At 53.1% G+C, this 24325-nt stretch carries 22 protein-coding genes and 1 pseudogene; 9 read left to right on the top strand and 14 right to left on the bottom strand.

What is annotated here, in order from left to right; all coding sequences use genetic code 11:
- Nucleotides 1-35 precede the first annotated feature (35 nt).
- Both caiD and caiE read left to right on the top strand, forming a co-directional pair.
- Nucleotides 36-821, top strand: coding sequence for a crotonobetainyl-CoA hydratase (caiD, locus tag SK38_RS13975; protein WP_032942338.1), 786 nt, complete (start codon nucleotides 36-38; stop codon nucleotides 819-821).
- Nucleotides 822-876: 55 nt separating this feature from the next.
- The gene (gene caiE / locus SK38_RS13980) at nucleotides 877-1473 is read left to right on the top strand and encodes a carnitine operon protein CaiE (RefSeq protein WP_048236154.1); all 597 of its coding nucleotides are present in this window, start codon (nucleotides 877-879) and stop codon (nucleotides 1471-1473) included.
- A gap of 76 nt (nucleotides 1474-1549) precedes the next feature.
- On the opposite strand, the gene caiF is transcribed toward caiE, so the two are convergent.
- From caiF to SK38_RS14005, 5 genes are all read right to left on the bottom strand, one after another.
- The gene (caiF, locus tag SK38_RS13985; protein WP_003829705.1) at nucleotides 1550-1945 is read right to left on the bottom strand and encodes a carnitine metabolism transcriptional regulator CaiF; all 396 of its coding nucleotides are present in this window, start codon (nucleotides 1943-1945) and stop codon (nucleotides 1550-1552) included.
- 277 nt (nucleotides 1946-2222) lie between these two features.
- Nucleotides 2223-5447 carry a carbamoyl-phosphate synthase large subunit gene (gene carB / locus SK38_RS13990; RefSeq protein ID WP_003829707.1) on the bottom strand — a complete coding sequence of 1075 codons (3225 nt, stop codon included), beginning with the start codon at nucleotides 5445-5447 and terminating at the stop codon, nucleotides 2223-2225.
- 17 nt (nucleotides 5448-5464) lie between these two features.
- A complete protein-coding gene (gene carA / locus SK38_RS13995; protein WP_048236155.1) occupies nucleotides 5465-6613 on the bottom strand; it encodes a glutamine-hydrolyzing carbamoyl-phosphate synthase small subunit in 1149 nt (382 codons plus the stop codon).
- A gap of 455 nt (nucleotides 6614-7068) precedes the next feature.
- A complete protein-coding gene (gene dapB / locus SK38_RS14000) occupies nucleotides 7069-7890 on the bottom strand; it encodes a 4-hydroxy-tetrahydrodipicolinate reductase (RefSeq protein ID WP_048227117.1) in 822 nt (273 codons plus the stop codon).
- A gap of 133 nt (nucleotides 7891-8023) precedes the next feature.
- A complete protein-coding gene (locus SK38_RS14005) occupies nucleotides 8024-9031 on the bottom strand; it encodes a LacI family DNA-binding transcriptional regulator (protein ID WP_048214968.1) in 1008 nt (335 codons plus the stop codon).
- Nucleotides 9032-9219: 188 nt separating this feature from the next.
- Between SK38_RS14005 and SK38_RS14010 the strand changes: the two genes are divergently transcribed.
- Genes SK38_RS14010 through SK38_RS14030 form a run of 5 tightly spaced genes read left to right on the top strand, consistent with a single transcriptional unit; the run spans nucleotide 9220 to nucleotide 13533 of the window.
- Nucleotides 9220-10965: a class I mannose-6-phosphate isomerase gene (locus SK38_RS14010; protein WP_048236156.1), complete on the top strand. Its 1746-nt coding sequence runs from the start codon at nucleotides 9220-9222 to the stop codon at nucleotides 10963-10965.
- 4 nt (nucleotides 10966-10969) lie between these two features.
- Nucleotides 10970-11398, top strand: coding sequence for a PTS sugar transporter subunit IIA (locus tag SK38_RS14015; protein WP_048236157.1), 429 nt, complete (start codon nucleotides 10970-10972; stop codon nucleotides 11396-11398).
- Between the two features lie 11 nt (nucleotides 11399-11409).
- A complete protein-coding gene (locus SK38_RS14020) occupies nucleotides 11410-11904 on the top strand; it encodes a PTS sugar transporter subunit IIB (protein WP_003837349.1) in 495 nt (164 codons plus the stop codon).
- A gap of 10 nt (nucleotides 11905-11914) precedes the next feature.
- Nucleotides 11915-12715, top strand: coding sequence for a PTS mannose/fructose/sorbose/N-acetylgalactosamine transporter subunit IIC (locus SK38_RS14025; protein WP_048236158.1), 801 nt, complete (start codon nucleotides 11915-11917; stop codon nucleotides 12713-12715).
- Nucleotides 12715-13533, top strand: coding sequence for a PTS system mannose/fructose/sorbose family transporter subunit IID (locus tag SK38_RS14030; RefSeq protein ID WP_016151643.1), 819 nt, complete (start codon nucleotides 12715-12717; stop codon nucleotides 13531-13533). Before SK38_RS14025 ends, SK38_RS14030 begins: the two co-directional genes overlap by 1 nt.
- 111 nt (nucleotides 13534-13644) lie before the next feature.
- On the opposite strand, the gene SK38_RS14035 is transcribed toward SK38_RS14030, so the two are convergent.
- From SK38_RS14035 to SK38_RS25220, 9 genes and pseudogenes are all read right to left on the bottom strand, one after another.
- Nucleotides 13645-14427, bottom strand: a complete 783-nt coding sequence (locus SK38_RS14035; protein WP_048236159.1) for a glucose-6-phosphate isomerase family protein — start codon at nucleotides 14425-14427, stop codon at nucleotides 13645-13647.
- Nucleotides 14420-14983: a glucose-6-phosphate isomerase family protein gene (locus SK38_RS14040; RefSeq protein ID WP_048214973.1), complete on the bottom strand. Its 564-nt coding sequence runs from the start codon at nucleotides 14981-14983 to the stop codon at nucleotides 14420-14422. Before SK38_RS14040 ends, SK38_RS14035 begins: the two co-directional genes overlap by 8 nt.
- A gap of 97 nt (nucleotides 14984-15080) precedes the next feature.
- Nucleotides 15081-15995 (bottom strand): ribonucleoside hydrolase RihC, encoded by a 915-nt coding sequence (gene rihC / locus SK38_RS14045; protein ID WP_048236160.1) that lies wholly within the window; start codon nucleotides 15993-15995, stop codon nucleotides 15081-15083.
- 66 nt (nucleotides 15996-16061) lie between these two features.
- On the bottom strand, nucleotides 16062-17012 hold the full coding sequence (ispH, locus tag SK38_RS14050; protein WP_003018925.1) for a 4-hydroxy-3-methylbut-2-enyl diphosphate reductase: 951 nt from the start codon (nucleotides 17010-17012) through the stop codon (nucleotides 16062-16064).
- Nucleotide 17013: 1 nt separating this feature from the next.
- The gene (gene fkpB, locus SK38_RS14055) at nucleotides 17014-17463 is read right to left on the bottom strand and encodes an FKBP-type peptidyl-prolyl cis-trans isomerase (protein WP_003018929.1); all 450 of its coding nucleotides are present in this window, start codon (nucleotides 17461-17463) and stop codon (nucleotides 17014-17016) included.
- 117 nt (nucleotides 17464-17580) lie between these two features.
- Nucleotides 17581-18078: a signal peptidase II gene (lspA, locus tag SK38_RS14060; RefSeq protein ID WP_003018932.1), complete on the bottom strand. Its 498-nt coding sequence runs from the start codon at nucleotides 18076-18078 to the stop codon at nucleotides 17581-17583.
- The gene (gene ileS, locus SK38_RS14065; RefSeq protein ID WP_048236161.1) at nucleotides 18078-20894 is read right to left on the bottom strand and encodes an isoleucine--tRNA ligase; all 2817 of its coding nucleotides are present in this window, start codon (nucleotides 20892-20894) and stop codon (nucleotides 18078-18080) included. Before ileS ends, lspA begins: the two co-directional genes overlap by 1 nt.
- Nucleotides 20895-20931: 37 nt before the next feature.
- Complete coding sequence (ribF, locus tag SK38_RS14070; protein ID WP_003829725.1) at nucleotides 20932-21870, bottom strand: bifunctional riboflavin kinase/FAD synthetase; 939 nt, start codon at nucleotides 21868-21870, stop codon at nucleotides 20932-20934.
- A gap of 7 nt (nucleotides 21871-21877) precedes the next feature.
- Nucleotides 21878-22093 (bottom strand): annotated as a pseudogene (locus tag SK38_RS25220) (DUF2575 domain-containing protein).
- Nucleotides 22094-22198: 105 nt separating this feature from the next.
- On the opposite strand from SK38_RS25220, the gene rpsT reads away from it, so the two are divergent.
- Together rpsT and SK38_RS14080 are read left to right on the top strand one after the other, a co-directional pair.
- Complete coding sequence (rpsT, locus tag SK38_RS14075; protein WP_003018940.1) at nucleotides 22199-22462, top strand: 30S ribosomal protein S20; 264 nt, start codon at nucleotides 22199-22201, stop codon at nucleotides 22460-22462.
- Nucleotides 22463-22920: 458 nt separating this feature from the next.
- Nucleotides 22921-24291, top strand: coding sequence for an MFS transporter (locus SK38_RS14080; protein ID WP_048236162.1), 1371 nt, complete (start codon nucleotides 22921-22923; stop codon nucleotides 24289-24291).
- The last annotated feature ends 34 nt before the right edge of the window (nucleotides 24292-24325 follow it).

Consider the following 24325-nt stretch of genomic DNA (forward strand, 5'->3'; position numbering starts at 1 on the left):
TCCTGCCGGGAAATCTATTTATCTGGAGATGAACTATGAGTGATTCATTACATCTGACCCGTAACGGCCCGATCCTGGAAATTACCCTCGACCGGCCTAAAGCCAATGCCATTGACGCCAAAACCAGCTTTGCCATGGGTGAAGCGTTTCTTAATTTTCGTGACGACCCGGAATTACGCGTAGCGATTATCACCGGCGGCGGTGAGAAATTCTTTTCTGCAGGCTGGGACTTAAAAGCGGCAGCTGAAGGTGAAGCGCCAGATGCCGATTTTGGCCCAGGCGGCTTCGCCGGTTTAACCGAAATTTTCGATCTCGATAAGCCGGTCATCGCTGCGGTAAACGGCTATGCGTTTGGCGGTGGTTTTGAATTGGCGCTGGCAGCGGATTTTATTGTCTGCGCGGAAAATGCCAGCTTCGCACTGCCGGAAGCCAAGCTCGGGATCGTGCCTGACAGCGGCGGCGTACTGCGTCTGCCTAAGCTGCTGCCACCGGCAATCGTCAACGAAATGGTGATGACCGGCAGACGAATGAGCGCCGAAGAAGCGCTGCGTTGGGGTATCGTCAACCGCGTTGTCAGCCAGGGCGAACTGATGGATAGCGCGCGTGAACTGGCGCAGCAGTTGGTCAATAGCGCCCCGCTGGCTATCGCCGCACTGAAAGAGATCTATCGCACCACCAGCGAAATGCCGGTGGAAGAAGGCTACCGCTACATCCGCAGCGGCGTGCTGAAGCACTATCCATCTGTACTGCATTCGGAAGATGCGCTTGAAGGTCCGCAGGCGTTTGCCGAAAAACGCGACCCGGTGTGGAAAGGTCGTTAATAAGCCGATGCCGGATAGCGATTCGCTTATCCGGCAATAAAACCGAGATAAAACGATGAGCTACTACGCCTTTGAGGGCCTGATTCCGGTGGTACATCCGGATGCCTTTGTCCATCCCAGCGCCGTGCTGATTGGCGATGTCATAGTGGGTGCCGGAGTTTATATTGGCCCGCACGCGTCATTGCGCGGTGACTATGGTCGCTTGATCCTGGAGGCTGGTTCTAATTTGCAGGATGGCTGCATCATGCACGGCTACTGCGACACCGACACCATCGTGCATGAGAACGGACACATCGGCCATGGCGCAATCCTGCACGGTTGCGTGGTGGGCAGAGATGCGCTGATCGGCATGAACAGCGTCATTATGGACGGCGCAGCGATTGGCGAAGAGAGCATTGTCGCCGCCATGAGCTTTGTCAAAGCCGGATTTCAGGGAGAGGCAAGGCAGATGCTGGTTGGCTCACCCGCTCGCGTATTGCGTAAAGTCACGGACCAGGAACTGCACTGGAAACGGCTAAACACCAAAGAGTATCAGGATCTTGCAACTCGCTGCCACACAGGTCTACACGAAACACTGCCCTTAACGCGGGTCGAAGAAAACCGGCCACGCCTGAAAGGCACAACGGACGTAAAACCCAAATCAGCACAGTAATTGATGCCGGATGCGCTCACGCTTATCCGGCCTACGCGTCAATCACCGTTTATGCCGCCATCAGGCAAACTGATTATTAGCGACGCATACTCTTGGAGAGCATCATCTGCCATTTCTGCTCACGGTTGAGCTCTGTTGGAGGAACGGCAGACAGGCGTGGCGTTTTCGCCATGCTCACCTTTTTCTCCTGCAAATTGTGATTCAGTCGGCTATAGAGATGAGAGTCAATACTCACGACTTTCACCAGACGCTGGCACTGACAACCTCGACCGGCAATCTGATTAGGGATCATCTTAACTTCACAAACAATTTCTCCCACTTCCGACAGAATATAAGAGAGCGTATTAATTGCTTTGCAGTGCTCGATATCAAAATGGCGGGAAATTTCCTTTGCGGTGATCCAACGATCCTCGGCCATCATCCAGTCAGCAATTAACAAATAAAGCGGTCTTTCAACATATTTTTCACACATAAGCACACCATTTTCACAAATTAAAAATCTGGCTACGGCCTGTCCAAATTAATAAAAACTAAGCCATATTAAAATTGTGGATATAAAGGATAGTATGCGACTTGAATGTTGATTAGTGTGAGCAATATCGTGCTTATTACATTGAAAATGTGGTTACGGAAACGGACTTGTCCAGGAATGACCTTACGCAAGACAAAAAAAGGGTTTCTTTACAGAAACCCTTTCAAAATTATATTACAGGTCCGGTTAGAGCAATATTCACCGGACCTTTTGTTTATTACTTTTTGATCTGCGCGTGCATTTCCTGCACCGAGGTTACCTTCTCGGTGGCATCGGCATTCAACGCCATCGCTGTGGCGAAACCGCCGTTCAGCGTAGTGTCATAATGCACTTTGTACTGCAGCGCGCTGCGGCGAATCAGCTTGGAGTCTTCAATCGCCTGACGACCTTCGGTGGTGTTGATGATATAGGTGTACTCGCCATTCTTGATACGGTCCTGAATGTGCGGACGACCTTCATGCACCTTGTTCACCAGACGTGGATTGATACCCGCTTCACCCAGCACAATCGCGGTCCCGTGCGTCGCATCCAGCTCGAAGCCAAACTTCAGCAGTTTCGCTGCCAGGTCAACCACGCGCTCTTTATCGCCTTCGCGAACGGAGAGCAGTGCACGACCCTGTTTTTTCATGGTGGAGCTGCTGCCCAGCTGTGCCTTGGCGAACGCTTCCGCGAAGGTACGGCCCACGCCCATCACTTCCCCGGTAGAGCGCATTTCTGGCCCTAACAGCGGGTCAACGCCCGGGAATTTGTTGAACGGCAGCACCACTTCTTTTACCGAGTAATACGGCGGGATAACTTCTTTGGTTACGCCCTGCTGTGCCAGCGTTTTCCCGGCCATCACGCGCGCCGCGACTTTCGCCAGCGGTACACCAGTTGCCTTGGAGACGAACGGAACGGTACGTGCCGCACGCGGGTTCACTTCAATCAGGTAAACTTCGTTATTCTTCACCGCAAACTGGACGTTCATCAGACCGCGAACCTGCAGTTCGAAGGCCAGTTTCTGCACCTGTTGGCGCATCACATCCTGAATTTCCTGGCTCAGGGTGTAAGCAGGCAGAGAACATGCGGAGTCACCGGAGTGCACGCCCGCCTGTTCGATGTGCTCCATGATGCCGCCAATCAGCACCATTTCACCGTCGCAGATAGCGTCCACGTCCACTTCAACCGCGTCATCAAGGAAACGGTCCAGCAGTACCGGCGCATCGTTAGAAACGCTGACTGCGGTCTGGAAGTAGCGACGCAGGTCGGCTTCGTCGTAGACGATTTCCATCGCGCGACCACCGAGAACATACGACGGACGCACTACCAGCGGGTAGCCAATCTCTTTCGCCTTCTCAACAGCCTGTTCGATAGCCGTTACGGTAGCATTCGCCGGTTGTTTCAGCTTCAGACGGTCAACCGCCTGCTGGAAACGCTCGCGGTCTTCCGCGCGGTCGATGGCATCCGGGCTGGTACCGATAACCGGTACACCTGCCGCTTCCAGCGCACGCGCCAGCTTCAGCGGGGTCTGTCCACCGTACTGTACGATGACGCCTTTCGGCTTCTCGATACGAACGATTTCCAGTACGTCTTCCAGCGTGACCGGTTCGAAGTACAGGCGGTCAGAGGTGTCGTAATCAGTTGAAACGGTTTCCGGGTTACAGTTGACCATGATGGTCTCGTAACCGTCTTCGCGCAGCGCCAGCGAGGCGTGTACGCAGCAGTAGTCAAACTCAATACCCTGACCGATACGGTTTGGACCACCGCCCAGCACCATGATTTTATCGCGGTCAACGGACGGGTTCGCTTCGCACTCATCTTCATAGGTGGAGTACATGTAAGCGGTGTCGGTGGCAAATTCTGCCGCACAGGTATCCACGCGTTTGTAGACCGGGTGCAGATTGTACTGGTCGCGCAGTTTGCGGATTTCCGCTTCGCGAACGCCGGCCAGTTTCGCCAGACGCGCATCGGCGAAGCCTTTGCGCTTCAGTACGCGCAGGAAGTCAGCGTCGAGGCCGTTGATGCCAAGGTCGGTGACTTTTTCTTCCAGACGTACCAGCTCTTCAATCTGCACCAGGAACCAGCGGTCGATGTTGGTCAGATTGAACACGCCATCGACGGACAGGCCAGCACGGAAGGCATCGGCGATGTACCAGATACGCTCAGCGCCCGCGTCTTTCAGCTCGCGGCGGATTTTGGTCAATGCTTCCGGATCGTCGAGGCTTACTTTCGGGTCGAAGCCGGTCGCGCCCACTTCCAGACCGCGCAGCGCTTTCTGCAGCGATTCCTGCTGGGTGCGGCCAATCGCCATCACTTCACCGACAGATTTCATCTGCGTGGTCAGACGGTCATTAGCGCCAACGAATTTCTCGAAGTTGAAGCGTGGAATTTTCGTCACAACGTAGTCGATGGACGGCTCAAACGAGGCCGGAGTACGGCCACCGGTGATGTCGTTCATCAGTTCGTCGAGGGTGTAACCTACGGCCAGCTTGGCAGCGACTTTCGCAATCGGGAAGCCGGTAGCTTTGGATGCCAGCGCAGAAGAACGGGATACGCGCGGGTTCATCTCGATGACAATCAGGCGACCGTTTTTCGGGTTTACCGCAAACTGGACGTTAGAACCGCCGGTTTCTACGCCGATTTCACGCAGTACCGCCATCGAGGCGTTACGCATGATTTGATATTCTTTGTCGGTCAGCGTCTGGGCAGGTGCTACGGTGATGGAGTCACCGGTATGGATGCCCATCGCGTCGAAGTTTTCGATGGAGCAGACGATGATGCAGTTGTCGTTTTTATCACGCACCACTTCCATCTCGTACTCTTTCCAGCCAATCAGTGATTCATCAATCAGCAGCTCGTTGGTTGGGGAAAGATCCAGACCGCGTTCGCAGATTTCTTCGAACTCTTCGCGGTTATAGGCGATACCGCCACCGGTACCGCCCATGGTGAAGCTAGGGCGGATAATGCACGGGAAGCCAACGTCAGCTGCAACCGCCAGCGCTTCTTCCATGGTGTGAGCGATGCCTGAACGCGCGGTGTCGAGACCAATCTTCTTCATCGCGATATCGAAGCGACGACGGTCTTCTGCTTTATCAATGGCATCCGCCGTTGCACCAATCATGGTCACGCCGAACTCAGCCAGTACGCCCTGGCGTTCCAGTTCCAGCGCACAGTTCAGCGCTGTCTGACCGCCCATGGTTGGCAGCACTGCATCCGGGCGTTCTTTCTCAATAATTTTGCGTACCACTTCCCAGTGAATCGGCTCGATGTAAGTGGCATCGGCCATTTCCGGGTCGGTCATGATGGTTGCCGGGTTGGAGTTCACCAGAATAACGCGGTAACCCTCTTCACGCAGGGCTTTACACGCCTGCGCGCCGGAATAGTCAAACTCACACGCCTGACCGATAACAATCGGACCCGCGCCCAGAATCAGGATACTTTTTATGTCTGTACGTTTTGGCATGGCTCTTTTACTCCTGATTATTTCGCGGACTGACGGTATTGCTCAATTAACTCGATAAAGTGGTCGAACAACGGTGCAGCGTCGTGCGGACCCGGACTCGCTTCAGGGTGCCCCTGGAAGCTGAACGCCGGTTTGTCGGTACGATGAATCCCCTGCAAGGTGCCGTCGAACAGTGACTTGTAGGTCACGCGCAGGTTGGCAGGCATGGAGGCTTCATCTACGGCAAAACCGTGGTTCTGTGCGGTGATCATCACGGTATTGTTATCAATATCTTTTACCGGATGGTTACCGCCGTGGTGGCCAAACTTCATCTTAATGGTCTTCGCACCGCTCGCCAGCGCCAGCAGCTGATGGCCGAGGCAGATGCCAAATACCGGAATATCGGTTTCGAGGAATTTCTGAATCGCGGTAATTGCGTAGTCGCACGGCGCCGGGTCGCCAGGGCCGTTGGACAGGAAAATACCGTCCGGATTCATCTTCAGAACGTCTTCTGCTGAGGTTTTCGCCGGTACAACCGTCAGGCGGCAGCCGCGGTCCGCTAACATACGCAGAATGTTACGTTTGGCGCCGAAATCGTAAGCCACAACGTGGAACGGCATTTCATCGGCAGATTTCGCTTCCGGCAGGTCACCGGCTAGCGTCCAGCTCCCCTGCGTCCAACTATAAGGCTCCGCGGTGGTCACTTCTTTCGCCAGATCCATACCGTTCAGGCCTGGGAAAGCTTTTGCTTTTTCCAGTGCCAGCGCCGCATCCGGGTTATCGCCCGCGATGATGCAGCCGTTCTGTGCGCCCTTTTCACGCAGCAAACGCGTCAGCTTACGGGTATCGATATCAGCAATCGCCACAATGTTATGGCGCTTGAGGTAAGAAGAGAGGTCTTCAGTATCGCGGAAGTTGCTGGCAATCAGCGGCAGGTCGCGGATGACCAGGCCTTGCGCATGTACCTGAGAAGATTCTGCATCGGCTTCATTGGTGCCGACATTACCGATATGAGGATAAGTAAGAGTGACGATTTGGCGGGAATAGGAAGGATCAGTGAGGATTTCTTGATAACCGGTCATTGAAGTATTGAAAACGACTTCCCCAACCGCCGAACCTGTTGCCCCTATGGCCCGACCGTGAAACTGGGTTCCGTCTTCCAGAACCAATAGCGCTGACTTAATCAAAACACCCTCCAGAGAATATTCACTCACTTTATTTGCATATTAATTCATTAACACCTCATGAATCAATGCAAATTTGCTTACCTATGGATTTCTGGCAAACGGCGGCATTCTAGAGATAGCTCACACAAAAGTCTACCCAAAAGGGCTTTTTTTATTATTATTTTGCGCCACTGGGATAAAACACACGATTTAACAGGCAAAAAGATCAGCTAACTCAGGGTGGAAAACGCTTGCGGCAGGCAAAGAGTGTAAAAACAGAATGCAGGAGAGAAAAAAGTGGACCATTTGGTCAAAATTTACATTGAGATAACAAAACAACCCAACAAAACACGGAAAAATAATCAATTAAAAGAAAAATCACACTCAGAAGCTAAAAATAAAAGGGCAATAAAATATTGCCCTATGTAATCAAATGATTATGATTACAATAACCACATCACGAAGGGTAATGAAAGCTATAAACTGCGTAAATCAAGCACATCTTTCATGTCAAAAAGACCATTTGACTTTGATTTTAGCCAAATTGCCGAACGCACTGCGCCATTGGCAAAAGTCATGCGGCTGGACGCTTTATGCGTGATCTCAATACGCTCGCCAATATCAGCAAACATCGCGGTATGCTCACCGACGATATCCCCCGCCCGCACCGTGGCAAAACCGATCGTGCCCGGTACGCGCTCGCCGGTGTAACCTTCACGCGAATAGACGGCACACTCTTTTAAATCTTTATCCAGCGCCCCGGCAATCGCCTCGCCCATCGCCAGCGCAGTGCCTGACGGCGCATCAACTTTATGGCGGTGGTGAGCTTCAATAATCTCAATATCGGTGTAATCGCCCATCACTTTCGCCGCCTTCTCCAGCAGCTTAAGCATAACGTTCACGCCGACGCTAAAGTTCGCGGCGAAAACGATCGCAATCTCCTGCGCGGCATCACGAATAGCCTGTTTACCGGCATCATCAAAGCCGGTGGTGCCAATCACCATCCCTTTACCGTGCTGGCGGCAAAACGCCAGATGCGCCAGCGTGCCTTCCGGGCGGGTAAAATCGATGAAAACATCGAAATCATCTTTCACCGCGTCAAGGCTGCTTTGCACGGTAACGCCCGTTTTTCCGGCCCCCGCTAATTCTCCGGCATCGCTTCCCAGTAAGGACGAGCCTTCGCGCTCTAACGCCGCACCAAGCTGTACGCCTTCCATGCCGAGAGTGGCCTGAATCAACTGACGCCCCATGCGTCCTCCGGCTCCCGCGATGGCAACGCGGATTTGTGCATCATGCATAGCTATTCTCTTTTGTTAATTTTACGTAAATCGTTTTCAGATTAACCAGCACAACGCTGCGCCGCCAGCCGAAAACGTCGATAATTAGAATTTAATGATAAACAGGCAGAGATATCAGTAAAAGGCATGACGATCAGCTAAAACCACATGATTCTCTGACCACCAGCGCAGGCGGCAGAATAATACGTTTCGGTGGTTCGTCATTTCCCTGAATGCGACTATAAAGCAGTTCCCCGGCCTTGCGACCTATCTCTTTTGCCGCCACCGACACGGTGGTGAGCGCAGGTTGAACTAGCGCCGCTTCAGTGATGTCGTCGAACCCCACCAGCGCAAAATCATGCCCAGGTTCGCGCCCCATTTTACGTAATGCCTGCATGACCCCAAGCGCCACGATATCCTGGTAACAAACGGCGGCGGTAATTTGCGGGAAGCGCAGAAGAAGCGACTCCGCCACTTTTGCGCCGTCAATTTGGCTGGCCTGCGTCGCCACTATCCATTCCGGATTCGGCGATATTCCGTACTCCAGCAACGTGCTGGTGAATCCACCGATACGCTGCGCCCGGCTCCCGGAACTTGGGCTCCCCCCAATAAACGCAATATTCTTGTGCCCCATTTTGACTAAATGGGTAGTAGCCATTTGCGTACCGAGAAAGTTATCAGTGCCCACAAAATCAAAATCAGGATCGCTAAGGGGACGAACCACCATGATGGCGGGAATATTGCGCCTTTTCAGCGCTTCAAAGAAGGAGGTCGGCGTTTCGCGCGCCGCGCAGAGCACCATGCCGCAGGCATTATTGCGCATCAACGAGTCGACAAATTTTTGCTGCCGTTCTCCTGATTCTTCGCTGTTTGCCAGAAACAGCAGCAGGTCATGCCGCTCCATCTCATGGCTCAGCCCTGCCGTCATCTCACCGTAAAAAGGGTTAGTGATATCGTGTAACAACAATCCGACCTGATTACTGCTCCGGTTACGCAGGTTGGCGGCGGTTTGATTATAAACGTAGCCGGCATCGTCCAGCGCTTTGAGCACGCGGTCACGCGTGGCCTGAGAAATACGCCCCCGGTTACGCAATACCATTGAAACGGTTGCCGTGGAGACTCCCGCGCGTTCCGCTACCTGCGCCAACGTGACTGTTGTCATGACTTCTCCTGATTTATTACGAAGGTTAATCGAATAACCGAAATCTTGTCTTTTTACGTGTGATTCACATCACGCTAACGCGCTTTTCACCGCACGGGATTCTGATTATGGCGGGTTAATCGCGTTAACCACTCTATGAAAATAAGGTTAATCGATTAATCTTAAATAAGCCAACACGGAGACAGAAAATGCATACAACCTATAATAAATTCCCTGAGGTTAACGTTCAGGGCTATGACAACCACGCCTGGCAGGGTTGGTCGTCGATCCATTCAGTGATTAACACCAGGATTTCTGGCGCAACCAAAACCGTATTGATCGTGGATTGCTATCCGGGCGTGCGGCTTGAAGAGTTGGAGCAACAGCTCGTGACGACATTAGATGCCGCACTGGTGTTGAATATTGAATCCGCCCGCCGCGATGAGCAGGCCCTGCATGATTTACTGGCGCGTAACCTGACCGACGATCGCGTATTCGGCGTGCTTTCCTGTCATCACCTGGATGAATTTTTTGATAGCGACAAACTCAGCCTGCTCCGCCAACAGATTGATGCCGTTAGTGAAGGGCTGGTCGTGGTATACGGCTCTGGCGCTGTATTGGCACACCCGGGTGACGTGCTGGTTTATGCTGACCTTCCGCGCTGGGAAATTCAGCAGCGCATGCGCCATGACGGGCTGGGTAACTGGGGAGCGGAAAACCAGGATGAAGATATTCTTCGTCGTTACAAACGTGCTTTTTTCATTGAATGGCGGGTATTCGACAAACACAAAACGCCGTTACTCAAACGCGCCGATTATTTGCTCGATACCACGGTAGAAAATAGTCCCGCGATGGTCAGCGGCGACGCGCTACGCGCCGGTCTGCAACAAACCACCCAACAACCGTTTCGCGTTGCCCCTTTCTTTGACCCAGGCGTCTGGGGCGGGCAATGGATGAAACAACACTTCGATCTCGATCCCTCAGCCCCCAATTACGCGTGGTGTTTTGATTGCGTGCCCGAGGAAAACAGCCTGTTACTGCGTTTTGGCAACGTGCGGATCGAGATCCCCTCTCAGGATCTGGTGCTGACCTGTCCCCGTCCCCTGCTGGGCGAAAAAGTTCACGCGCGCTTTGGCGCGGAATTCCCGATCCGTTTTGATTTCCTCGACACTATTGGCGGCCAGAATTTGAGCTTTCAGGTTCATCCGCTCACCGAATACATTCAGCAGCAGTTTGGCATGCACTATACCCAGGATGAGAGCTATTACATTCTCGAAGCCGAGCCGGATGCCGTAGTGTATCTCGGCACCAAAACCGGGATCGCGCCGCAGGATATGCTCGACGATCTCCGGGCCGCAGGGCGTGGTGAAAAAACGTTTGATGATGAACGATTCGTGAATCAGATCCCTGCGCATAAACACGATCACTTCCTGATCCCCGCCGGAACCGTCCACTGTTCGGGAGCTGGCACCATGGTGCTGGAGATCAGCGCAACGCCGTATATTTTCACCTTCAAACTGTGGGACTGGGGTCGCTTAGGGTTAGACGGCTTACCGCGTCCGGTGCATCTGGATCACGGTCAGCAGGTTATTGACTGGCAGCGTGACACGCAATGGGTGCACGACAACCTGGTCAACCGTATTGAACCTATCGCTGAAGGAGAAGGTTGGCGAGAAGAAAGAACCGGAATGCACGAACGCGAGTTTATCGAAACGCGTCGCCACTGGTTTACGGCACCGGTCACTCACCATACCCATGGCGGCGTAAACGTCCTGAACCTGGTCGAAGGAGCTCAGGCCGTTGTTGAAAGCCCGAGCGGCGCGTTTGCCCCGTTTGTCGTCAACTATGCAGAGACCTTTATCATTCCAGCCGCCGTTGGGGAGTACCGCATTTCGCCGTTTGGCAAAGGCATCGGTCAACAGCTCGCCACGATTAAAGCCTGGGTCAGAGGATAAGCGCATGATTAACGTTATTGTTGCCACCCATGGTCCCCTGGCGGAAGCGCTTCTCGCCAGCGGTCGTATGGTTTACGGAGAATTACCGCATATTTATCCCGTCACGCTGAGTGAACAGTCAGGTATCGAAGGGTTTAAACAGACGTTCTCTCAGGTTCTCGCAATTGCCGGGAAAGACGCTGACGGCGTTCTGGTGCTGTGTGACATGCAAAGCGGTACACCGTGGAATGTCGCCTGCCATCATGCGTTTTCTGCACAAACGGTTCCTCCCGTTGCCGTTGTGGCGGGAGTCAATTTCCCAATGTTGTTACAAAGCGAAGAGATCTGCCATTTAACGGACGTTCATGCCGCAGCCGTCGAGCTGCTGGCGTTGACGGTACCCACGCTGATTAAAGCCGCCCCGGTTTTATCCGTTCAGTCCGACGATTTTTAAAGGAAACCACTATGAGTATTTCTTTTGTACGTATCGATGACCGCGTAATCCATGGGCAGCTCGTGACACGTTGGGCCAAAGAGCTGCCCTGTGACGGAATTGTCGCTATAGACGACGCCGTCGCGGCCGACCCTCTGCTCTCTTCGGTGATGAAAGGCGCTGTACAGGACACCAAAGTCTGGTTGTTTGATACGGCCACCGCGATTGAAAAACTGCCAAAAGTCATTGCCAGCGAGAAGCGTTATTTTGTCATTGGTAAATCCCCCGTGACGCTCAAACGCATTGAAGAAGCGGGTATCAGCCTGAAAAATGCCAACGGCAAGATTAATGTGGGTCCAATGAGTGCTCGTGCTGATACCACCACCATCGGCCCGAATCAGTCGGTCAACGGGGATGAAATTGCCGCTTTTGACTGGCTAACGCAGCATGGGCACTTGGTTGAGTTTCGCCTGGTGCCTGATGCCAGTTGCTACAGCTGGCAGGACGCACGTCAGAAGCTGAAATAAGGAGCGCACGATGATTATCGAAGCTACGTTGATTGGCATACTTTGCTATCTCGGCGCCCTCAGCAGTCCCTGGCTGCTGGGACTGACCGGCGGCTGGTACCTGATCACCCGCCCGCTGATTTCCGGAATGCTGGTCGGGATTATTCTCGGCGACATTAAAACCGGGATCATGATTGGCGTTGCGGTTCAGGCGGTGTATATCGCGATGGTCACGCCCGGCGGTTCAATGCCCGCCGACCTCAACTTTGTCGCTTACCCGGCAATTGCTTTAGGGATCCTTTCCGGTAAAGGGCCCGAGGTCGCGGTCGCGCTGGCGGCCACCATCGGTATCGCCGGAACCATTTTGTTTAACGCGATGATGGTACTGAACTCTTTCTGGAACCACCGGGCAGATGTGGCGCTGGAACGGGGCGATGAACGCGGTATTTACCTGAACAGCGCCGTCTGGCCACAGGTGACAAACTTTGTCCTGCGTTTTGTTCCGACCTTTGTTGCGGTCTACTTCGGGGCGCAATACATCAGCGGCTTTATGGACAGTTTGCCGAAAATTGTTCTGTCGACGATGAACGTACTGGGCGGCATTTTACCCGCCGTCGGGATCGCGATTTTGCTCAAGCAGATCATCAAAAACTACACCATGTTGATCTACTTCCTCGTCGGTTTTGTCTGCATCGTCTTTTTAAAACTCAACATGGTCGCGCTGGTGATCGTCGGTTCACTGCTGGCGTTGATCCATTACAATTACAAACCGGAACCGCCGCAGGCCGCGAATGCAAAGTCGGTAGCCGATGATGATGAGGATGAATTCTGATGGAAGAACGTACACTTACGCGTAAAGATCTTCGCCGCTGTTGGCGCGCATGGATGATGCACAACTTGTCATCGATGAGCTTTGAACGTCTGGAATCTTTTGGCTTTTGCCTGAGCATGCTTCCGGTGGCGAAAAAGCTCTATCCCGACGCAGCCCAACGTACTGAAATGCTGCGCCGCCACGCCTCGTTTTATAATACGGAACCCCAGATAGGCGCGATCGTAAATGGCATGGTACTGGGGCTGGAAGAGAAAAAAGCGAACGGTGAGCCGATCGATGGGGAGACCATCAATACCCTGAAAGTTGGTCTGATGGGCCCTATTGCCGGGATCGGCGATTCAATGATCCCTGGCATGTTGATCCCTATCCTGCTCAGCATCGGTATGGCCCTGGCGGCCGGCGGTAATATTCTGGGGCCGCTGTTTTATACCGTTGCCTGGCTGGCAATCATTATTCCCGGCTCGTGGTTCCTGTTCCTGAAAGGCTACAAGATGGGTTCCGGCTCGGTGGAAATGCTGGTGAGCAGCAAGTCTGCCCGTCTGCGTGAAGCGTTATCGCTGCTGGGCGTGTTTGTCATGGGGGGCGTGGCGGCAAGTTACGTTAAACTTGGCACCGGGCTGGAATTTATCACCAAGGATGGGGTGAATATCCATGTTCAACAGATGCTGGACGGTATCTTCCCGCAGTTACTGCCGCTGATTGTGGTACTTGGCACCTGGTATCTGATGGCCAAGCGTGGTGTGTCGCCAGTGAAAGCGATGATTTTACTGTTGATACTGGCCGCCCTCGGCGTCGCCACGGGCCTGTTTGCGGGGTAGTGCCTGTCATTTGCCGGATGGCACGTACGCTTATCCGGCCTACTGTACTGTGCCGCGTTTTTCAGTTTGTAGGCCAGACAAAATCAGTACCGGGGCTATGGCCCCGGCTCTTTATGGGTGAAAGTTTTGCCACAGCTCGGGATGCTTGTCCGGGCGCGAGATAAATTGAAAACGCGCCGGTTCCTCAACGAATTGCTGGTAAACAGGTGCGGAAGTAATCGAGAACTCCGTATATTGTCGGGGCGTAATGGCCTGCAGTCGTCCGGGAATGTAACGCGGATTATGCTGCCAGATAACGTTGTTTCCCTGCAGTAACGGGTACCACGCCAACCCTTTATGCGCACGCACGGCATCGTACTCAAAACCATATTCACGATCGCACCACGCGCCAAAGGTTAACGGGACATCCGGATCTGCGGATATGGTCGCATGCCCCCAACCGGGTGGTACCAACACTTTCTCACCGGGTCCGGCGATTACAGCAAAATAGCGGCCTGGGTCGTCCTCAACATACTCCTGCATATAGATTATCGCTTTTCCCTGCCAGATTTCGTACAGCTCCGGCGGGGACCAGCCGCTGTGCTGGCTGATACGATGAATATGTCCCTGACTACGCACCGGCTCTTCACCCAACCGTCCCGCCGCATAGGTCACCACGCCAAATAACAGCATCCGCTTTTTCAACTCTTCGCGATCCTGCATTCGCGCCACATCCATCGCAATGGCATACACCTCTTGCGGCCCCTCACAATGCGGATCGCGCAGTGAGGTGCGAATGTCATCGAGTTGCCGAATTTCCGGCATCGGCCCGGTAACCTCATCCCCATAGCTAAAACCAAGCGGGTGATGATGAACCGTCATATCGAGGCCGTACGAATGCGCTAAGTCAGCCATTCTGTACCTCCTTCGCCTGAACCCTCTTATTTTCCTCAATGACCCTTATTCTGAAGCCCCTGGCGAGCGCCGCATAATCATGTCCCGCAATCCCTGGCCATACGGCGAGCGCCGACAGCACCTCTTCCCCGGTATTGATTAACCGGTGCGCGGTAAAGCCGGGGATAATGTGGACGGATCCGGCGAATACCTTTTCCAGCCTCGCGTCGCCCTGTTCGGTTTGCAACAGCAGCAAACCGGTGCCACGCAGACCAAAATAGACTTCCCCCTGTTCGCGACGCGCATGGAAATGCCCGCGGGTCATAAAATACTCGCAGCCGACCCGGCCAGGATAAAGATGGGTAACGCCGGTGTAGAGTTCACCTTCAGCGGAAGACGTATCCAGCATCTCAACGTCATACACGACATGCTCGCCAGCCAACTGCTGACGGGCGTTTTCATCGGCAAAAACGTCAGTAAGATCCTGAATACGGGTAGATTTGCGCAATAACGGGCCATCGGCCAAAGCGCCGCTTGCCCACGCCACCTGCGGTGGCTGGATAAAAGAAAGGTTCATATGTGTCTCCGGCCCGAGGAGAACAACAGGATCAGATTAGCAGATTAATCGATTAACCTGCTAATTCTGTCTGCATATTGCGGGCCGGATCACAACCTCAAGGGGCCAGTGCCAGCACCTCTGCCACCCACTGCTGGAATCCCTCAACGTCAAGATCCAGCGCAACCTGCGCATTTGCCGGATGCCCCAAGCGTCCTTCAATGTCCACTACAGTCGTACCCGAGGTATATTCGCCCTGGGTTTCAACCGCCACGAAACACGACTGCAGGATAAACAGTTCCGGGCGCACCAGCCAGGCAATGGCACACAGATCGTGCATTCGCAGCCCCGTATTCATACTGCCGCTACGGTAATGGCTAAACAGCGCATGCAGCATTTTCCCCGTCTGGTTAAGTTGGGGGAGCGTCGCCAGATAGTCCGGGGCGAGCATAGCCTGATTAGTGACATCCAGCCCACACATCACAATCTCCAGCCCACTCTGGAAGACTTTCGCTGCGGCCTCGGGATCGATAGCAATATTAAACTCGGCGTTGGGTGTGAAGTTCCCGCGCCCGGCAGAGCCGCCCATAATCACCAGACGGTGAATGTTAAATACGCATTCAGGATAATGGGTCAGCAGCAGCGCAATGTTGGTCAGCGGGCCAATCGCCACCAGCGTCACGGGCTGCGGGGCATGCATCAGCGCATCGCGAATCGCCTGGAAGGCGGGTTTTGCCATCGCCTGGCGGTCGTGTTCGACAAATTCATACCCTTCCATACCGGACTCGCCGTGCACGGAAGCGGCATCACGCAGTGGCCGCACCAGCGGCATTGATGCTCCCTGCGCCAGCGGAACATCCGCATTCCAGAAGTGCAGCAGTTGCAACGCATTACGGGTGGTTTTCTCCACCGACACATTGCCTGCTACCGTGGTCATCAGTTGCAGATCCAGCTCAGGGGCAAACAGCGCGGCGGCAATGGCGGCGGCATCATCAATGCCGGGATCGGTATCAAGAATGATCGGTAAGCGCATGGTTTCTCCATAAAAAAATGCCAGACGTTAAGTCTGGCATCTTCTCATAATCGTAACCGGAAAGACTTACTCTACTTCACGAACATCCACACGCAGCTCTTTCGGCACTTCGAAAACGATGTTCTCTTCGCGGCCTTCCAGTGGGATCGCTTCCCCACCACCAAGCTCTTGCAGGCGAGCAATCACGTTTTGCACCAGGATATCCGGCGCCGAGGCTCCGGCCGTCACGCCCACACACTTCGCTTCTTTCACCCACGCTTCCTGAATGTCGGTCGCATCGTCAATCAAATACGCCGCTTTCCCCATTCGCTGGGCCAGTTCAGCCAGACGGTTGGAGTTAGAGGAGTTCTTAGAGCCGACCACCAGCACAACATCAGCCTGTTCCGCCAGCGCGCGAACCGCTTCCTGACGGTTGGTGGTGGCATAACAGATATCGTCTTTGCGCGGCCCGACAATTTTCGGGAAGCGTTGACGCAGCGCATCAATAACGTCAGAAGTGTCGTCAACGGAAAGCGTTGTCTGCGTCATGAAGGATAATTTTCCTTCATTTTTCACATTCAGTTTCAGCACATCATCCGGTGATTCAACCAGATACATTCCCCCTTGCGGGTTGCTGTACTGGCCCATCGTGCCTTCGACTTCCGGGTGCCCGGCGTGACCAATCAGAATGGATTCTTCGCCACGACGACTGGCGCGGGCAACTTCCATATGCACTTTCGTTACCAGCGGGCAGGTCGCATCAAAAACCGTGAGGTCACGGCCTTTGGCTTCGTTACGCACCGCCTGAGATACGCCATGAGCGGAGAAAATCAGGATCGCGCCATCCGGCACTTCGCTGATTTGCTCGATAAAAATAGCGCCGCGCTCGCGCAGGCTATCCACCACATAGCGGTTATGCACCACCTCGTGACGGACATAAATCGGCGCGCCATAAATAGCCAGCGCGTTTTCCACAATGCTGATAGCGCGGTCTACGCCAGCGCAAAAACCGCGCGGGTTGGCCAACAGGATCTGCATTTTACGCCTCCAGTGCCGGTTCGACTTCCAGCACTTCAATATCAAAATGAACGGTATGCCCGGCCAGCGGATGGTTGAAATCAACCGTGATCGAATCACCGTTGATTTCGCGGATCACGCCAGGCATCTCACTGCCGTCCATTGCGGTAAAGAGCATGATAGCGCCAATTTCTGGCTCGCCCGCGTCCATAAACTCCCGACGCGAGAAATACTGAATTAAGTCCGGACTTGACACGCCAAAGGCGGCATCCGGTTCCAGAGCAAAAGTGGTTTTATCACCTTCTTTTAGCCCCAGCAGGTGTTGTTCAAGTCCTTCAGACAGAGAACCGTCGCCCAGGCGAAACAGCGCAGGCTTGCCGTTATTGCGGGTTGACTCTGCGGTTGAGCCATCGTCGAGCTTAAGGGTGAAGTGCACCAGCACCGCACTGTTACTCTGTACTGATTTAGACATGCAGGTTGCTCTTTAAAATTGCTGCCGCCTGTTTGCCCGGTGGCGATACGCTTACCGGGCAAACAAGGATCGCAGTATATTGTAGGCCGGATTAGCATAGCGCCATCCGGCATTTTTTTATGCGGCTTTTTTCTCTTTCGACGGCAGGAAGCCTTCGAGAACAATCAATGCCGCGCCGATACAGATAGCAGTATCGGCCAGATTGAAGGTCGCGAAATGCCAGTCGCCGACGTAAAAGTCAATCATATCAACCACGAAGCCGTGCCACAGGCGGTCGAACAAGTTGCCCAGCGCACCGCCAATGATTAACGCATACGCGATGTTGTTCAGCTTCTGCGTCGCCTTCGAGCGATACATCATCACCATCAGGATGACGCAAATACCGATGGCGATGCCGGCAAAGAACCAACGTTGCCAGCCGCCGCTGTCGGCTAAGAAGCTAAACGCCGCACCATAGTTACGCGCGTAATGCAGATTAAGCGACGGAAACAGCGACACCGTATCCCCCAGAGCAAAGTTCTGGAGGATCAGGTATTTGCTGCCTAAATCGATAATCAGCACGACTACCACCAGCCACAGCCAGCGTAGTCCTGTTGAACAAAGAGGCTTACTCATCAGGCAAACTTACGTTGTTCGCCATCACCGGCGATGTTGCTGACACAGCGTCCGCAGATATCTGCATGTTCCGCCACCTGGCCGACGTCGGTAGTGTAATGCCAGCAGCGCGGGCATTTCTCACCTTCGGCTTTGCTCAGTACGATTTTCAGACCTTTGAGCAGTTCGCTCTGCTGAGCATCAGCAGGAGCCGCTGCATAATCCGCAACCGTCGCACCAGAGGTCAGCAGTACAAAACGCAACTCTTCGCCCAGCGCGGTCAGTTTCGCCGCCAGCTCAGGTTCAGCGTACAGGGTGACTGAAGCCTCCAGAGAACCACCGACTTTCTTATCCGCACGCGCCTGTTCGATGACTTTGTTCACTTCGCCACGCACTTTCAGCAGCTCGTCCCAGAAGGCATCGTTCATCGCCTCGGTTTCGCCTAGGCCAAACAGACCTTCGTACCATTCACCGGTAAAGACATACTTCTCACGATCGCCCGGCAGGTAGCCCCAGATTTCATCGGCGGTGAAGGACATGATCGGCGCCATCCAACGAACCAGCGCTTCAGCGATATGGAACAGCGCAGTCTGGCAGCTACGACGCGCCACGCTGTCCGCTTTCGCGGTGTACTGACGGTCTTTGATGATGTCGAGGTAGAACGAACCCATTTCGACGGAGCAGAAGCGCATCAGGCGCTGTACCACTTCGTGGAAGTCATAGGCTTCATAGGCTTTCAGGATTTCGTCCTGCGCCGCTTGCGCACAACCTACCGCCCACCTGTCCAGCACCACCATCTCTTCCGGTTTCACCATGTCTTTAACCGGATCGAACCCGTTCAGGTTCGCCAGCAGGAAGCGCGCGGTGTTACGGATACGACGATAGCTGTCGGCAGCACGTTTCAGAATTTCGTCAGAAACGGCCATTTCACCGGTATAGTCGGTTGAAGCCACCCACAGACGCAGAATATCCGCGCCCAGTTTGTTCATCACATCCTGCGGAGAAACGGTGTTACCGATAGACTTGGACATCTTACGGCCCTGACCATCAACGGTGAAACCGTGGGTCAGTACCTGGCGATAAGGTGCTTTGCCTTTCATGGCGGTGGAGATCATCAGAGATGACATGAACCAGCCACGGTGCTGGTCAGAGCCTTCCAGATACATATCTGCCGCATGGCCTGCAAACTCAGGACGTACGTCTACGACGGAGGAGTGGGTTGAACCAGAGTCGAACCACACGTCCAGCGTATCCGGGACTTTGACATACTGGTCAGCTTCGTCGCCGAGGATATCTTTCGGATCGAGATCCCACCACGCCTGGATGCCGTCAACTTCAACGCGTTTAGCCACTTCTTCCATCAGTTCGATAGCGCGCGGATGCAGCTCTTCGGTGTCTTTGTGAACAAACAGAGACATCGGCACACCCCACGTACGCTGACGGGAAATACACCAGTCAGGACGGTTAGCAACCATCGATTCAATACGCGCCTGGCCCCAGTCCGGGATCCACTGCACGCCTTTGATCTCTTTCAGCGACTGTGCGCGCAGGCCTTTTTGATCCATGCTGACGAACCACTGTGGGGTTGCGCGGAAAATGATCGGTGACTTGTGACGCCAGCAGCATGGGTAGCTGTGCTGCATCTTCTCAACGTGCAGCAGCGCACCTTTTTCGCTAAGCAGCGCAACGATTTTGTCGTTGGCTTTAAAGACGTTCACGCCGTCCAGATCCGGATAGGTACCCGCCAGGTATGCGCCGTCCGGGCCAACCGGGTTAGCGATTTCCAGACCGTATTTCTGGCTGATGACGTAGTCATCCGGACCGTGACCGCCAGCGGTATGAACCGCACCGGTACCCGCATCCAGCGTAACGTGATCGCCAAGGATAGCTGGCACATCAAAGCCCATAAACGGATGGGTAAAGCGCAGCAGTTCCAGCTCAGCGCCTTTAACGGTGCCGAGAATGGTGTATTCAGCCGCGCCAATACGCTGCATAACACTTTCAACCAGATCTTTCGCCAGAATCACAGCCTGGCCGTCAATCTGCACCAGCGCATAGTCAAAATCAGGTGCCAGAGAGATTGCGCGGTTCGCCGGTAACGTCCACGGGGTAGTGGTCCAGATAACCAGAGAGATCGGGCCGTTGACGTCAGAAACGCCAAATTTCGCTTTCACCGCATCCTGATCGGCGGCGTGGAACGCCACGTCGATGGACGGGGAGGTTTTGTCATAATACTCAACTTCCGCTTCCGCCAGCGCGGAACGGCAGTCAACGCACCAGTGCACCGGCTTCGCACCTTTGTGCAGGTGACCGTTACCGATGATTTTACCCAGCGCACGAATGATGTTGGCTTCGGTTTTGAAGTCCATGGTCAGGTACGGATGCGACCAGTCGCCCAGTACGCCAAGACGGATAAAGTCTTTACGCTGACCGTCAACCTGGGTCGCTGCGTATTCGCGGCACTTGGCACGGAACTCAGCGGCGGTAAACTTCTCGCCCGGTTTGCCGTATTCCTGCTCTACTTTCAGCTCGATCGGCAGACCGTGGCAGTCCCAGCCCGGAACGTAAGGCGAGTCATAACCCGTGAGTCCTTTGGACTTCACGATAATGTCTTTCAGAATCTTGTTAACCGAGTGACCAATATGAATGCTGCCATTCGCATAAGGAGGGCCATCATGCAGAATGAAGGTTTTTTTGCCTTTTTTGGCCGCACGAATGATGCCGTACAGGTCATCATCAGTCCAACGCGCCAGCATTCCCGGTTCGCGCTTGGCGAGATCGCCGCGCATCGGGAACCCTGTTTCCGGCAAATTCAGGGTTGATTTATAGTCACTCATCAGATTCTCGGTTCCGTATTTAAAACTCGTATAGGCATTAAGCCGGTTTTGTTAGCCCAAAAAATTCACGGGCAGTCAACTCATCACGCGCAATCTGCGCTTTTAGCTCATCCAGCGAGGCAAATCGCTGTTCGCTGCGTATTTTTTTACGCAGTACTACATCTATATGGCGACCATACAGGTCCATTACAACGTCCAATAGATGCACTTCCAACTGTTGGCGTACGCCTGCTACCGTCGGGCGGGTGCCGATATTGGCGACGCCGGGCAACGGTTTATCGCCCAGTCCCATCACTTCAACCGCATAAACCCCTTTCACCGGAGAAACCTGGCGACGCAGCGGTAAGTTTGCCGTCGGAAAACCGATGGTGCGCCCTAATTCATCACCGTGAACGACACGTCCTGAGATAGTAAAAGGATGCCCAAGCAGGCTTTCGGCCAGTTGCAGGTTATCTTCTGCCAGCGCCTGACGTACCGCGGTGCTGCTAATGCGCACACCGCCTTCGCAGAAGGTTTGGGTGCTGGTGATATCAAAACCATACTCAGCGCCCGCTTCCTGTAATAACAAGAAATCGCCCGCACGGCTAGCGCCAAAGCGGAAATCATCACCAACGGCAAGAAATTGTACACCAAGGCGCTTAACCAGCAGATCGCTGATGAAGGTCTGCGCCGTTAATGCCGCAAAGCGCCTGTCAAAACGCACGCACAGCACGTAGTCCACGCCGCATTCCGCCAGATAACGCAGTTTTTCGCGCAGGCGAGTGAGGCGCGCAGGTGACTTGTCGGTCGCAAACAGCTCCAGCGGCTGCGGCTCGAAAATCATCACCATCACCGGTAAATTGCGTTTGCGCCCTTCTTCCCGTAAACCCTGCAGCAACGCACGGTGGCCACGGTGCACGCCGTCGAAATTACCAATAGTCAGCACACACCCATGCGGGGCCTGACTGAGATTATGTATGCCTCGTATCAGCTTCATGTCTGGCTCAAAACAGTGAAAATCGTGAAAGTATACCCTGTACCGCGGTCAACGTTAACCGGCGATTGTTTCTACGAAACAGAAAGAGGATTGTTTTCATTGTTATGAAACAAATTGCAGACCTTCATGGGCACGCCAATGCAATTTTTCTCGTGGAAAAGCTGTATTCACGCCACGCAAGCTGGTAGAATCCTGCGCCATCACTACGCAACGAGTGCTGCAATTTAAACGGCGCTTATTTGCACAAATCCATTGACAAAAGAAGGCTAAAAGGGCATATTCCTCGGCCTTTGAATTGTCCATATAGAACACATTTGGGAGTTGGACCTTGGCTAATATCAAATCAGCTAAGAAGCGCGCCGTTCAGTCTGAAAAGGCCCGCAAGCACAACGCTAGCCGTCGCTCTATGATGCGTACTTTCATCAAGAAAGTATACGCAGCTATCGAAGCTGGCGACAAAGCTACTGCACTGAAAGCATTTAACGAAATGCAACCAATCGTGGACCGTCAGGCTGCTAAAGGTCTGATCCACAAAAACAAAGCTGCACGTCATAAAGCAAACCTGACTGCACAGATCAACAAACTGGCTTAATCGCCTGCTTGTTGTCGCTTTGTGAAAAAACCCGCGCAAGCGGGTTTTTTTATGCCTGCTATCTGACGTTTTTCTCTTTAGCCACTGATGTTGTTCTCGCTCGTTCACACTCTTCCTGACCAGCCTGTTTTTTCAGCTATCCCTTCCTCAGTCGCGTCGCGTAATACGTGAAAGTTATTTTCTTTCACTGTTTTCCTTTTTTTATTTCATTATTAAAAAAACTGTGACCACCTTAGCAAATAGAAACATCGTTCATTCAAAAACGAATAAACGCAATCCTGATGTAAGATTTGATAATTGATTGCTGCGGTAGGGTTAACTACTTTTCATGTACACCTTACTCACTCATTTTAATCTGAGGTTAAATTCAGTAACGACATAAAAATAATATTTAAAACTTGCTTGGAAAGTAGAAGCTGTTTTTCTGGGCGTATCGTTCCAGTATCGGAGTTATTATTATGAGTTCTGTTATTGAGGATACCCAGTCATGCGGGTCAACATCATTATCTTTACTACAGCGTATTAGCTACGGCTCTTTGGATGTGGCGGGTAATCTGCTGTATTGTTTCGGTTCAACTTACATTTTATATTTCTACACAGACGTTGCAGGTATTAGCCTCGCCGTAGCAGGCGTCATCCTGCTGCTGGCACGTATTGTCGATGGCATAGACGCCCCCATATGGGGGATCATCATCGATAAAACGCGTTCGCGTTATGGTAAATGCCGCCCCTGGTTTTTATGGTTGCCATTACCTTTTGCCGTATTCAGCGCCCTGTCATTTTGGTCTCCTGATATCAGTATGACCGGAAAAGCTATCTATGCAGCAATATCTTATATGATTGCCAGCATTCTATTTACCGGACTTAATACACCGCTCAGTGCAATATTACCCCTGATGACCTTATCTCCTAAGGAAAGACTGGTTTTAAATTCCTGGCGAATGACCGGTGGGCAGATTGGGGTTTTATTAATGAATGCGACTGCACTGCCGTTAGTTGCTTTTTTAGGTAACGGAAATGATCATGCGGGTTTTATTTATACGGCGATTATATTTGCCGTAATATCCTGTTCGTTAACGCTTTTCGCCTTTAAAAATATCCGAGAAATGAATACGGATAAAATTCAACAAGAACCTAAATTGCCGATGAAAAAGAGTTTTGCGGCAATGAAAGGCAACTGGCCATGGATCCTGATGGTGCTGGCAAACCTGATCTTCTGGATTGCCCTACAACAACGCTCCACAACGATTGTTTACTATCTGACCTACAACCTCGACCGCAAAGATCTGGTTCCGCTGATTAACAGCCTGGCGACAATTCAGATCCTGTTTATCATCGCTATCCCCTTCTTTAGCAAATACCTGGCTAAAACGTGGATATGGGTAGGCGGTCTGCTGGTCGCCACGCTTGGCGGCATCATGATGTGGCTGGCAGCGGACAACATTCCTTTTCTCATCGCCGCCTGGGTACTCGGCAATATCGGCAGCGGTATCGCCTGCTCAATGCCGTTTGCCATGCTGGGCTTCGCAGTCGACTTCGGCGCATGGAAGACGGGTATTAAGGCTACCGGCATTCTTATCGCCTTCGGCAGCACCTTCTGCATCAAGATGGGTAGTGGCCTCGGTACCGCTTTCGCTGCCTGGATCATGAACAGTTTTGGCTATGTCCCCAACCATGCCCAGAGCGCTGCGGGTCTGGAGGGAATTACCTGGGCCTTTATCTGGGCACCCGCCCTACTCTTCGCGCTCGCAGCGATCCCACTACTTTTCTTTCGTAAATACGAAGCGATGGAAGAGAAGATTCGCCACGATCTGGAAACCATCAACTAAAAACGATCTTTACCTTCACCCTCGAAATATGGGA

The sequence above is a fragment of the Citrobacter sp. MGH110 genome, from assembly GCF_001037515.1.
Classification (GTDB): Bacteria; Pseudomonadota; Gammaproteobacteria; order Enterobacterales; family Enterobacteriaceae; genus Citrobacter; species Citrobacter portucalensis.